This window comes from Serratia sp. TSA_105.2, assembly GCF_052692115.1.
On sequence record NZ_JBQZFT010000003.1, the window covers coordinates 621,959 to 634,524 of the forward strand.

Genomic DNA, 12,566 nt, shown 5'->3' on the forward strand with positions numbered 1-12,566 from the left:
TTAATAGCGCATTGGGAGCTGTAACTCAAGGGCGGTAGCGTGCTTATTCGCTGGAGGAACGATGTTATATCAACTGAGCGTGATATTTTTGCTGGCGGTCGCGTGGGTCCTTATTGCCCGCCGGGCCGCCTTGACGGTGGGATTAGTGGATAAGCCCAATGCGCGCAAGCAACATCTGGGACATATTCCGCTGGTCGGCGGCATTGCCGTGTACCTGACGCTGATGCTGATGACGCTGTGGCAACCCGCCTGGCTGCCCGACAGCACCGTGTATCTGCTGTGCATCACGGCGCTGGTGGTGTTGGGCGTGCTGGATGACCGCTTTGATCTGCCCGTGGCGCCGCGCGTCATGGTGCAGGGAGGGATCGCGCTGGCGATGATGCTGGCGGCAGGGATGCAGCTTTCCTCATTGGGCTATGTTTGGGGGCATCAGGAAGTGATGCTCGGTTATGGCGCGTTGCTACTCACGCCGCTGGCAGTATGGGGAGCGATCAACGCCTACAACATGGTGGATGGCATCGACGGGCAACTGGGCGCCTTGTCCTGCGTTACCTTCGTCGCGTTGGCCATCGTGTTCGGATTGGGCGGCCGGGAAGACCTGGCGCTGTGGTGTCTGGGCATGATCGTCGCGCTGGCGGCTTATCTGCTGTTCAACCTGAGCCTGTTCGGTGCGCGTAACAAGATCTTTATGGGGGATGCCGGCAGCATGGTGATCGGCTTCAGCGTGCTGTGGCTGGTGTTGCTGGCGACGCAGGGGCAGCAGGCGGTAATGCGCCCGGTCACCGCGCTGTGGCTGATCGCCATTCCGCTGATGGACATGGTGACCGTGATGGTGCGCCGCCTGTTGCGCCGCCAAAGCCCCTTCAAAGCGGGCCGCGATCATTTGCACCATATTCTGATGCGTCGCGGGCTCAATGCGCGTCAGGCACTGGCGATGAGCACCATGCTGGCGGTAACGCTGGCCTGCATCGGCATTTGCAGTGAAGTGTTGCAGCTGCGGGAAAGCCAGATGCTGGTGGCCTTTCTGTTCTGTTTTTGCGGTTATTTCGTCATGTTGCGCGAACCGCGTCAGGCGACGGTGTTCAGCGATAATCCGACCGTCGGCCGTTAATCCCCTCACGGGCTGCGGCGGCAGCCCGTCTATCACGGTACTTCCATGAATTTTCATTTGCCTCTTTTGATGCCGTTGGCCTTCACCTCCGCGCTGTTGAGCGGGTGTACGGTGGTCCCCGGCTCACATTTACCGACCAGCGGAAAAGCCATCGTCGTGCAGCAGGACGACGACTTCGATTTGAATGACCAGGTACAGGTCTACCGTATGTCGCCGATGCTGCTGCAGAAAATGCGGCGCGTAGAACCGGTCGCCCGACCGAATCCGGCGCTGGATCAGCGGCTGCAGAGCTATCAATACCGCATCGGTGTCGGCGACGTGTTGAACGTCACCGTCTGGGATCACCCCGAGTTGACCACGCCGGCCGGCCAGTACCGCAGCGCCAGCGACACCGGTAACTGGGTGCATGCGGATGGCACGATCTTCTATCCCTATATCGGGCGAGTGGCGGTGGTGGGCAAGACCGTCACCGAAGTGCGCAGCCTGATCGCCGGCCGTCTGGCGCAGTACGTGGAAAGCCCGCAGGTGGACGTCAGCATCGCCGCTTTCCGTTCGCAGAAGGCTTACGTGACCGGCGAAGTGAAAACCTCCGGCCAGCAGGCGATCACCAACGTGCCGTTGACCATTCTGGACGCGATCAACGCCGCCGGCGGCCTGACGGACAATGCCGACTGGCGCAACGTGGTGCTGACCCATCAGGGCAAAGAGCGGGCTATCTCGCTGCAGGCGCTGATGCAGCGCGGCGACATCAGCCAGAACGCGCTGCTGCAGCCGGGCGACATCCTCTACATCCCACGCAATGACGAATTGAAAGTGTTCGTGATGGGCGAGGTGGGCAAGCAAGCGACGTTGAAGATGGATCGCAGCGGCATGACCCTGACCGAAGCCCTCGGATCTTCCGAAGGGATCAGCCAGACGGTGGCGGATGCGACCGGGGTGTTCGTGATCCGGCCGAGCGGCGGTAAAACGCCGCAGCGGCTGGCGACGCTGTATCAGTTCGATCTCTCCGACGCCAGCGCGCTGGCGATGGGCGCTGAATTTCAACTGCAGCCGTACGACGTCGTGTACGTCACTGCGGCGCCGGTCGCGCGCTGGAACCGTTTGATCAGCCAGCTGGTGCCGACCATCAGCAGTTTTAACGATCTCAGCGAGGCGACCTTGCGCGTGCGCAATTGGTAACTCCGCAGGGTGAATAAGGAACAGAAGATGAAAAACAATGCGCTGTCCGTGATGGTGGCCGAACAAGATGAAAAGCTGGAGTGGGAGCGGCTGATCGGGCCGCTGTGGGATAACCGTTGGCGGATCGCCGTCGTGACCGGTTTGGCCGGCGTGCTGGGCGTCGCCTACGCCCTGTTGGCTACCCCGGTGTATCAAGCCACGGCGGTGGTGCAGGTGGAGAAGCAGCTGTCTGGCGAGTCGCTGCTGCGTGAAACGCTGGACAGCTCGATGGGGCAAAATTCGGCGACGCAGGATGAGGTGACGCTGGCCAAGTCACGCTACGTGCTCGGCAAAACGGTGGACGCCCTCGGCTTGACGGTGCGCGTCAGCCCGGACTATTTTCCTGTCTTCGGCAAAGGCTTTGCCCGGCTGAGCGCCGAAAAGCCGCCGGTGCTGGACATCACCACGCTGACGACGCCGCCGGAAATGGAAGGCGAAGCGCTGACGCTGACGGTGCGCGAGGGGCAGCATTACGAATTGAGCCATGACGGCGACAAACTGTTCAGCGGCGTGGTCGGTCAGCCGGTAGCACAGGGCGGATGGAACATGGCCGTCTCGGCACTGGACGCGGCGCCGGGCGCCAGCTTTACCGTGGTCAAAGTCGCGCGTCAGGAAGCGGTGGACGATCTGCGTAAATACCTGGATGTGACACCGGGTGGCAAGGACAGTGGCATCATAACCTTTACGCTGCCGAGCGAAGATCCGCAGCGCGCCGAGGCGGTGCTGAAGAGCATCACCGACAACTACCTGCAACAGAACGTGGATCGCAAAACAGAAGAGGCGCAGCGCATGCTGGCGTTTCTGCAAGAGCAGTTGCCGCAAACGCAAACCTCGTTGAATAACGCCGAAACCCAACTCAATCAGTTCCGCCAGCAAAACGACTCGGTGGATCTGTCGCTTGAAGCCAAATCGGTGCTGGATACCCAAGTGCAGCTCGAAGCCCAGCTCAACGAGCTGACCTTCAAGGAAGCGGAAATCTCCAAACTCTACACCCGCGCGCACCCGGCTTACCGGGCGCTGCTGGAAAAGCGCGCCACGCTGGAGGTGGAAAAGGCGCGGCTGGGTAAACAGGTGCAGACGCTGCCGAAAATGCAGCAGGAGATCCTGCGCCTGACCCGCGACGTGCAGGTGGATCAGCAGGTTTACATGCAGCTGATGAATAAGCAGCAGGAGCTGAGCATCAGCAAGGCCGGCACGGTGGGCAATGTGCGCATCATCGACGAAGCGGAAACCGCTATCCGGCCGATTAAGCCGCAAAAGGGGTTGATCGTGCTGTTGGCGCTGCTGCTGGGCGCGGCGGGCGCCGCCTCGGTGGTGCTGTTGCGCGCGGCTTTCCATCGCGGCATCAATGATATCGATACTCTGGAGAAGCGGGGCATCAACGTCTACGCCACCGTGCCGCTGTCGCCGTGGCAGGTGAAGCGCAACCGCGAGCAGCGTCACTTGCTGCCCAAATCCGGCGGCCGGCGTTTGCCGATCCTGGCGGTGGCCGAACCGACGGATCTGTCGGTGGAAGCGATCCGCAGCCTGCGCACCAGCCTGCATTTCGCCATGATGGAGGCCAAAAACAACATTCTGATGGTCTCCGGTGCCAGCCCGGAAAGCGGCAAGAGCTTTACCAGCACCAACCTGGCGGTGGTGGTGGCACAGGCCGGGCAGCGGGTGCTGTTGATCGACGCCGATATGCGCAAAGGCTTCCTGCACCGCTGGTTCGCGAATGATGGGCATCAGGGCCTGTCCGATCTGCTGGTGGGCAACGTGATGACGGAACAGGCGGTGCGGAAAACCGCCATCGCCAATCTGGACTTCGTGCCGCGCGGCCAGGTGCCGCCGAACCCGTCCGAACTGCTGATGCACCGCCGTTTCGCCGATTTCCTGCGCTGGGCCGGGCAAAACTACGATCTGGTGCTGATCGATACGCCGCCGATTCTGGCGGTGACGGACGCGGCGATCGTCGGCAATCATGCGGGCACCTCGCTGCTGGTGGTGCGTTTTGAGGTCAATACCGTCAAGCAGATCGAAACCAGCATGCGCCGTTTCGAACAGAATGGGGTGACGATAAAGGGCGTGATCCTCAACGGCATGGTGAAGAAGGCGGCAACCGACATGAGCTACTACAACTTCGCCTATCCAAGCCATCGGGAAGATCGCCCGCAGGCGGGGGAATAAGCGGGTGAAGGCCATTATCACCAATGCCCTGTGGCTGATGCTCGAACGCGTTTCGCTCAGCCTGTCCGGCATCTTCGTCTCCATTTACGTTGCGCGCTATCTGGGGCCCGCGCAGTTTGGCGCGCTCAACTATCTGTTGGCGACGATTGCCATCGTGGTGCCACTGGTGCAGTTGGGCGCCGACAGCATCATTTTCAACCGCGTCGCCCGCCGACAGCCGAGCGGCATTCGCCTGATGCTGGCGTCAATACGCCTGCGCCGTTGGCTGTTCCTGGCGGTGGCGCTGCCGATACTGACATGGAGCTATTTCAGCCAATCGCCCGCCAGCCAACTGATGACGCTGTTGCTGCTTGTCAGCGCCTATTTCTCGATTCAGGACGTGTACAAGATTTATTACGATGCCCGCCTGCAGTCGAAACGCAATACGCTGATCAACAACCTGGCGCTGCTGCTGTCGATCGGGCTGCGGCTGGCACTGGTGAGCGCCGCGCTGCCACTGGTGTGGTTCGCGGTACCCTACATCCTCAGCAGCGCCGTACCTTACCTGGCGCGCCTCTGGTTATTCCGGGGGGAAGCTGCGGCCTCGCCGCGGGTTACGCCGCGCCAGGCCGGGCGCTACGGCCGTTATTTGCTCAAGGTGGGCCTGCCGTTGGCCATCTCCAGCCTGTCGATAGTGATCTATACCCGCATCGATCAAATCATGCTGGGCAATCTGGTCGGCGAGCAGGCGGTAGGCTGGTTCAGTGCCGCCACCACCCTCAGCCAAGGCTGGGTTTTCGTGCCGATGGCGCTGATCACTTCGTTGATGCCGGGCATTGCCAGCTGTCGCGATCCGTTGGAGCAGGAGTACCGTATCCGGGTGCTTTATCTGGTGGTTCTGGGTCTGTCGTTGCCGGTGTTGCTGGGCCTGTGGTGGTTCGCCCACCCGGCCATTGCGCTGCTGTACGGTGCTGCTTTCCAACCGGCCGCCAGCATCCTGGCTATTTGTACGTTGACCTCGCTGTTCTCGGTCATGGGGACGGTTTCGTACCGCAGCATCGTGCTGTTCGCCGGCTATCGCTTTATCGCTATCAAGATGCCGTTGGTGGCTGTGGCGAACGTGGTGATGAATCTGCTGCTGATCCCGCGCTACGGCCTGATCGGTGCGGCGGTGTCTACGCTGCTGGCGGAATTCATTTCGTTCTTCGTGCTGAACAGTTTATTCCGTGGCGGAAAAATTACCCGACTGCAGCTGACCTGTTTTTACTGCTTGCCGCGTCTTGTCAGCAAATTAAGGAGAGAGCATGTTAAACATCCTGGTTAAAAACATTTCCAAGCGCCTGCCCGATGCCTGGCACCATCAGGTTAAATACGCGCTCTATTTCAAGAAGCTGCCGCACCTGTCAAAACCGACCGGCTTCAGCGAAAAGATCATGCGCCGCAAAATATACCCGCGCAGCATCTACACCACCTTGTCGGACAAGTTCAAGGTCCGTGAATTTATCGCCGGTCTGTGGGGCGAGGAGTATCTGGTAGAGCTGTATGCGCATGGCACTGAACTCAGTTACGAGATGTTCAGGCAATTGCCCAATGCCTTTGTGCTGAAGGCCAACCACGGCAGCGGTTATAACCGGTTGGTATTCGACAAGCGGCAGGTTAGCTACGCGGAGTTGTACGATCTCAGCAACGCGTGGATGCGCAGCAACTTTTACGAGCAGAGTCGCGAAAAGCATTATCTGGATATCGAACCCTGCATCATGGTGGAGCGCATGTTGCTGGATGGCGAACAGGTGCCGAACGATATCAAGTTTCATTGTTTCAACGACAATCATGAAATTCGCATGTTCATCCAGGTGGATTACCAGCGTTTCGGCACCCATCGGCGCGATATTTTTGATATCGACTGGAACCGCACTGAAATCCGTATCAGCTTGCCGAATGCCGACGAACCGATGCCGCGCCCTACGCGGCTGGATGAAATGATACGTTTGGCTCGCCAGACCGCGCAGCAGTTCTCTTATGTCCGTGTGGATTTCTACCAGGTCGGCGAGAAGGTGTATTTCGGTGAGCTGACGTTCACGCCTGGCGCGGGGTTAAGCAAGCTGAAGCCGAAAAACATTGAGCAGGAATGGGGCAGTTATTTTACTGAGTAAACGCTTATGCAAAGAGTCGCCTCCAATTTTCAAATGCATGCCAATGCGGGTTATCATCAGTCGCGAGATTTAGTCAATCAATCAATCGTATTGACCTTCTTGCTGATGTTTTTCGTGAAAACTTTCCTGACTTCGGGATCGTTCAACAGCGAGCTGATTAATAAAGCCGTGCTGGGGCTTAATGGCCTGATGTTGCTCTATGTCGGCTATGCATTTTTTATCGCTACGCTGGCGGAAAAGGCGGTTGCGGGTTTTTTGGTTCTGCTGTTTCTTCTTAATATTGCCACCGGGCATGGTGATTATCTGTTTGGTGCGGTATTCAGCACGGCGGTGATAATTTTATTTCGTCGCATCGAAATGGGGCGTGGCGCGGAAATGTTTGCCATCACCTTTGTGGTGGCAGGGCTGCTGGTGGTTATTCCCTATACCTTTTACACCGAGGGGTTTGTTTACCTTGATGAACGTTACGGCAACCGATTAACGCTGGGGTTCGATAATCCGAATACCCTGGCGTATTATTCTTTTGCCCTGTTCGCCACGCTGCTGTGCCTGATCGACCATGCGAAATTAACGCGTGGAATGAAAAATATCGCTTCGTTGGCGGTATCGGCGCTCATTCTCCCGGTGCTGATGTATTCCTATTCTCGCACCTGTTTTATGCTGGCGTTGTTGATGTTGCTGCTGTTTTGGCTGGCGCCGCTACTGCGTGTCGCGCCCAACAGAAAAGTCTGCATCGCGCTGACGTTGGTCATTGTCGGCTTTCAATTCGCCAGCGTTATACGCTGGGGGAGTAATCCGGCGTTGGACGCCCTCTTGAACCAGGCGTTGACCGGGCGAATCTGGTTCTCCTGGCAGATGTTTCAGGCGGTGGGGCTACCCAATCCGCTGTTCGGCATGAATATAGAGCCTTATAAGCCAGTCGATTTCTTCTTCATCGCCATGTTTTATTCGGCCGGTGGCATCGCTTCTGTCGTCATGCTCTTTTGTTATTTTCACTTGTTGGGCAATATGCGCAGGCTGAGTCGATTCATGCGCTGGGTGGTGGTTGTTTTCCTGCTGACAACCTTTACGGAAACCTATTTTTTGGTCCCGGTATTTAACGTGTCATTATTGTTGCTTTGCCGTGGAAAAGAAATGATAAATTCTAATTTGGAGGGTTAAGAAATGGATTTCTCGATCGTGATCCCTATTTATAATAGTGCGCGCTACCTGCCGAAAACTCTGAAGCGGATTTTCAACGCTTGCCAAGGGTTCGACTATCAGGTGATTTTGGTTGATGATTGCTCTGACGAGGATGATATCAAATATATTCGCCAGATAGCGGCGACTAATAGCAACGTGATGCTGCATGAGAAAAAACAGAAGAGCAATGCGGCGGTATCGCGCAACTTAGGTACCAAGTTAGCGCAATCGGAGATCGTGTTTTTTCTCGATTCGGATGATTACTTCACGACCAACTATATTATTCGCCGCATGAAGAAGCATGAAGATCGCCATATTGATATTATCTTCGGCAACTATGCGGAGGTGAGCGGCGATTCGGTACGCGACTTCAACTTCCACTACAAATCCGGTTCTTCCGGCGAGGATTTTCTTTTTCTGGAAATGGGCGATATTCGTTCATCCACCATCAGCATGCGTAAAAAAAGCGATCGACGCTTTTTATTTCCCGAGTTTCTCAACAAGCATCAGGATTGGGGCTTTCTGGTCAACGCCACCAATTTGGGCGCGCAAGTGGCGCATGACGCCGGCGGCGGAGTGTTTCTCGACGTGGGGCGCTACGGACGCATGACGGCGAAGCTTAATCTGGAGGCCAGCGACCGCTTTATCAATACCTTCCTCAGCCCCAGCGATCGCCATATCAGCGGATTCGCCTGCAAGCATCTGCTGGCCTCGCTGTATTCGGAAAACGCCCAGGCGTTCAATTATTACTCGTCGCGCATCGTGCGGCACAGCCTGAGCGGCAAGTTCAAGGTGATCAAATGGTATGGCGATTGTCTGGCGCGACTGGGGTTGTTCTCGGTTGGCGGCCGGCTGCTGCGCAATGTGCGCCAGGGATTCAGGAGATGATATGCAACCACGCAAGGTAATCATCGTTATTGAAAATATAGCGGGCAAGGGCGGCACTGAACGGGTCGCCAGCGGTTTGGCCAATGCGCTGGCGCGTCTGCCGGGTTACGAGGTGGCGGTATTTTCGCTGTTTGGCGAGCGAAGCTTCTTTCCGCTGGCGAGTGACGTCCGGTTGCGCTGCGGCGGCGGCGATTCGCTGTTCTGGCCATGGCGGTTGGCGTTGGCGCTGCGGCGTGAACGCGCGGACGTGATCATTACCGTTTCCATGGGGAAACTGTCGGTGGTGATGACGCCTTTTCTGCGTTTGTTCTGTGGCCGCAGCCGGCTGCTATTGAGTGAGCACGTCAGCTTTCATCAGTATCCGCGCGTATTTAAGTGGTTGAAGTTGCTGGTTTACCGGCTGGGAGACCGCGTGATTTTCCTGACGCGGCAAGATAGCGACGCCATCGCTCGCTGGGTGGGGGCCGGGAAGTGTCGGGTGATCGAGAACGTTTCGCCGTTCGGCGCGCAGGCGCCGACGCCGGCGCTGCAGAAAAAGGTGGCGCTGGCGGTGGGGCGATTGAGCAATCAGAAAGGCTTCGATCGTCTGATCGCGTTGTGGCGAGGAGTGGCGGCGCAGGTGCCGGATTGGCGGCTGCTGATTATTGGCGACGGTCCGGAGCGCGACGCATTGCGGCGGCAGATTGAAGACGCCGGGTTGGAGCGGCAGGTAAGCCTGCTGCCGGCCACCGCCGACGTGGCGGCTTATTATCGCCAGGCCAGCCTGTATCTGATGACTTCTCGCTATGAGGGGTTGCCGATGGTGTTGATCGAAGCCATGAGTTTCGGCCTGCCACTGGTGGCCTACGACTGCAAGACCGGCCCGGCCGAGTTGATAGACGATGGCGTCAACGGCTATCTGGTGCCCGATGACGACGCCGCCGCCTTCAGCGAAGGGGTGATCAAACTGATGCTCGATCCGGGTTTGCGTGAGCGCTTTTCTCTCGCCGCGTTAGAAAAGTCTCGTCGTTTTTCTCCCGAACGTATTTATCCCCAGTGGCAACAGCTCACCGAGTGAGGACAAAATGGAAAAGATATCCGTAATCATGCCGGCCTACAATGCGGCGAACTCTATTAAAGAGTCGATTCTAGGCGTGTTGAACCAGGGATTTACCGATTATCACCTGTATGTGATCGATGATGCGTCCACCGACGATACTGCCGAGGTGGTGCGGCCGTTTATCCACGATCGCCTCACCTACATACGCAATGAGCACAACCAGGGCGTGGCGGAAACGCGCAACATCGGCATTGAGGCGGCGAAAGGCGATTATATCGCCTTCTGCGACAGCGATGACGTATGGCTGCCCAACAAGCTGTCGCGCCAGGCGAGCATTTTGCAAACCCGCCGCTATGACGTGGTGTGTTCCCATTATTACACCTTCGAAGACGACCTGAAATTGATCAAAAATACCCGTGGCGCGGATGAGCTTATCGGCTATCAGGACATGTTGAAAAGCAACTGGATCGGCAATCTCACCGGCATCTACAACCAGAAGCGCATCGGTAAGGTGTATCAGCAAAAAGTGGGCCATGAGGACTATTTAATGTGGCTGGCGGTGCTGCAGAAGGCGCGTAACGGCCTGGCCTACTGCATTCCCGAACCGCTGGCCTGTTACCGATTGTCTACCCATTCGCTGTCGGGCAACAAAATCCGCGCCGCGGACTGGCAATGGCGGATTTACCGTCAGCATTTGGGACTGTCTTACCAGAAATCCTGCTACCTGTTCGCCACCTATCTGTTCAATGCCGTGGTGAAAAGGAAATGACCATGAGGGGGATGTATCAGAGGGTAGCTCTGGGCTGTTGCGCCTTGTGGGGCATTTCGGCTCTGGCGCAGAGCTGCCAACCCAATCTGTTGACCAACCCCGGCTTTGAGCAGGGTCTCAGCGGCTGGCGAGCGCAGGGCGCGCAGGCCGACGGGGATGCGCACAGCGGCAGTGGCAGTCTGCGTTATGACAATGCAGATGCCGCGCAGTACCGTACCTTCAACCAGGCGCTGCAGGTTGTGCCCGGGCAGACGATCGATTTCGGCGTCTGGCTCAAGACCCAGGGCGTACGCGGGCAAAGCCGCGACGGCGGTGCCGGGGTCTATCTGCAGAGCTTTGATGCGCAGGGGCGTTTTCTGGAAGGCAGCTATCCGGCTGGGGTGACCGGCGACAGCGGCTGGCAGCCGGTGAGCGCCAGCTATACCGTGCCGCCGCAGGCGGCGCGAATCACTTTTGGCGTCTATCTGCGCAAGGGGAGCACCGGTACCGCCTGGTTTGACGACGCCTATGCGTGTGCTCGAGCGCCTACGCCGGTGTTGTATCAGCTCGGCGCGTCGGCGCAGGGGAAGGTCGACACGCTGGTCGTCACTCCGCAGCGGCAGCGTTTGCAGGTCGACAGCGAATTGCTCAATGCCGAGGGGCAGGTTGTTCACCGTAGCCGCGACCGTTATCAGGTTGAAGGGCAGCGCCGTATCGAATACCCACTGCCGGCCGGCCTGGCCCAGGGGCAATACCGCCTGCGTCAGCAGGTCACCGGTCAGCAATCCCAACCGGCACAGGGCAGCGAGCTGTCTTTTCGCGTTGGGCAGCCTGCGGCCAAAGTGGCGATCGACAGCGAAGGTTTTACCCTGCGCGACGGCCAACGGCTTTTCCCGTTGGGCATATACGCCAACGTGGCGACCGATGAGCATTTGGCGCGCATCGCATCGGCGGGATTCAACACGGTGTTGAATTATGATTACGGGGAAAAGAAAGATCCTTACGCCTTTTTCCGCAACGCACGCCAGCGCGGGCTGCTGGTCATTTACTCCGTCAAAGATCAGTACCGCGGCAGCCGTTTCGCGCCGACCGTCCGCGGTGGCGACTACACGGCGATGACGGCCTGGTACGTGCAGCGCTTGCGCGCTCAGCCTAACCTGCTCGCCTGGTACATCAACGATGAACTGGGGCCGGAATATCTCGATAAGATCGAGGAAAAAAACCTGCAAATAAAGCGGCTTGACGGCGATCATCCCACCTTCCAGGTGTTGAACAAAACCGGGGAGTTGGACGCCTACTTTAACAGCAGCGACATTTTGGCAACCGATCCTTACCCGGTGGGGAACGATAGCGATCTGACGCGCACCACGCGTTATACCGAACTCACGGTGCAGGCCGCCCGTCAGGCGCGCGGGGCCTGGGTGGTGATGCAAATCATGGATCACGCCGCTTATGACGCCCGCCGTAAGCCGCATCCGCCGTCAGAGGCGGAAATCCGCAATCAGGCCTGGCAGGCGCTGATCGGCGGCGCCAAGGGGCTGCTGTTTTATTCCTATACCGATCTGTTTTACAAGCGTAAAACCGGCCGCTTCGACCAACGGGAGTTTGACGCCGCCTGGCGTGGTGTGGCTGCCGTGTCGCAGCAAATCGCCGCTTTCACCCCTTATCTGCTGACGGGAAAATCGACGCCGCTGGCGGGAAGCGATCCGCAAATGCCGGCGCGGATGTTTATTCTGGGCGATCGCGCCTTGCTGCTGGTAGCCAATCCTTACTATCGAAAAGGAAGCACCCGATTGCGCCTTCCGGCGGGCTGGCGGCAGCAGGAAGGGGGGGCGGAGATCGCGCTGGCGTTGCCCGCCGTGGGCACTGCGACGCTGTGGCTCCAACGCTGAAAGCGTCGAATTATCGTCACGCGGGAGGTTTCTCCCGCGTCCTACCCCCAAATACCCCGTCTTGCCTCCCACCCGCCCGCCCTCATCCTGATTCCCTTGTTTATTCGTTATCATTCAATCAATTAAGGTAATTTTTCACACCTATACTTTGGTGGTATTTCTCACCCGGCGCGCGCGTCGCCTCCCG

The 12,566-nt window shown here is 58.1% G+C and carries 10 protein-coding genes; all 10 read left to right on the top strand.

The genetic code is table 11. The features are described from left to right. Positions 1 to 61 precede the first annotated feature (61 nt). Genes wecA through ACUTSC_RS14110 form a run of 10 tightly spaced genes read left to right on the top strand, consistent with a single transcriptional unit; the run spans position 62 to position 12,379 of the window. Positions 62 to 1,111 (top strand): UDP-N-acetylglucosamine--undecaprenyl-phosphate N-acetylglucosaminephosphotransferase, encoded by a 1,050-nt coding sequence (gene wecA / locus ACUTSC_RS14065; protein ID WP_197767905.1) that lies wholly within the window; start codon positions 62 to 64, stop codon positions 1,109 to 1,111. A 45-nt stretch (positions 1,112 to 1,156) separates the two neighbouring features. Further along, a complete protein-coding gene (locus ACUTSC_RS14070; protein ID WP_025303211.1) occupies positions 1,157 to 2,290 on the top strand; it encodes a polysaccharide export protein in 1,134 nt (377 codons plus the stop codon). Positions 2,291 to 2,317: 27 nt separating this feature from the next. After that, positions 2,318 to 4,498 carry a polysaccharide biosynthesis tyrosine autokinase gene (locus ACUTSC_RS14075; RefSeq protein WP_197767903.1) on the top strand — a complete coding sequence of 727 codons (2,181 nt, stop codon included), beginning with the start codon at positions 2,318 to 2,320 and terminating at the stop codon, positions 4,496 to 4,498. Between the two features lie 4 nt (positions 4,499 to 4,502). Further along, positions 4,503 to 5,801 carry an oligosaccharide flippase family protein gene (locus ACUTSC_RS14080; RefSeq protein ID WP_197767902.1) on the top strand — a complete coding sequence of 433 codons (1,299 nt, stop codon included), beginning with the start codon at positions 4,503 to 4,505 and terminating at the stop codon, positions 5,799 to 5,801. Further along, on the top strand, positions 5,782 to 6,630 hold the full coding sequence (locus ACUTSC_RS14085; RefSeq protein WP_063990219.1) for an ATP-grasp fold amidoligase family protein: 849 nt from the start codon (positions 5,782 to 5,784) through the stop codon (positions 6,628 to 6,630). The genes ACUTSC_RS14080 and ACUTSC_RS14085 overlap by 20 nt, the downstream gene beginning before the upstream one ends. A 6-nt stretch (positions 6,631 to 6,636) precedes the next feature. Further along, positions 6,637 to 7,791 carry a hypothetical protein gene (locus ACUTSC_RS14090; protein ID WP_197767901.1) on the top strand — a complete coding sequence of 385 codons (1,155 nt, stop codon included), beginning with the start codon at positions 6,637 to 6,639 and terminating at the stop codon, positions 7,789 to 7,791. 3 nt (positions 7,792 to 7,794) lie between these two features. After that, positions 7,795 to 8,700, top strand: a complete 906-nt coding sequence (locus ACUTSC_RS14095) for a glycosyltransferase family 2 protein (RefSeq protein ID WP_063990217.1) — start codon at positions 7,795 to 7,797, stop codon at positions 8,698 to 8,700. Position 8,701: 1 nt separating this feature from the next. Then, positions 8,702 to 9,757 carry a glycosyltransferase family 4 protein gene (locus ACUTSC_RS14100; RefSeq protein WP_443002582.1) on the top strand — a complete coding sequence of 352 codons (1,056 nt, stop codon included), beginning with the start codon at positions 8,702 to 8,704 and terminating at the stop codon, positions 9,755 to 9,757. Between the two features lie 7 nt (positions 9,758 to 9,764). Continuing rightward, the gene (locus tag ACUTSC_RS14105; protein WP_197767899.1) at positions 9,765 to 10,508 is read left to right on the top strand and encodes a glycosyltransferase; all 744 of its coding nucleotides are present in this window, start codon (positions 9,765 to 9,767) and stop codon (positions 10,506 to 10,508) included. Positions 10,509 to 10,519: 11 nt separating this feature from the next. After that, positions 10,520 to 12,379, top strand: a complete 1,860-nt coding sequence (locus tag ACUTSC_RS14110; RefSeq protein WP_197768049.1) for a carbohydrate-binding protein CenC — start codon at positions 10,520 to 10,522, stop codon at positions 12,377 to 12,379. Positions 12,380 to 12,566: the final 187 nt, after the last annotated feature.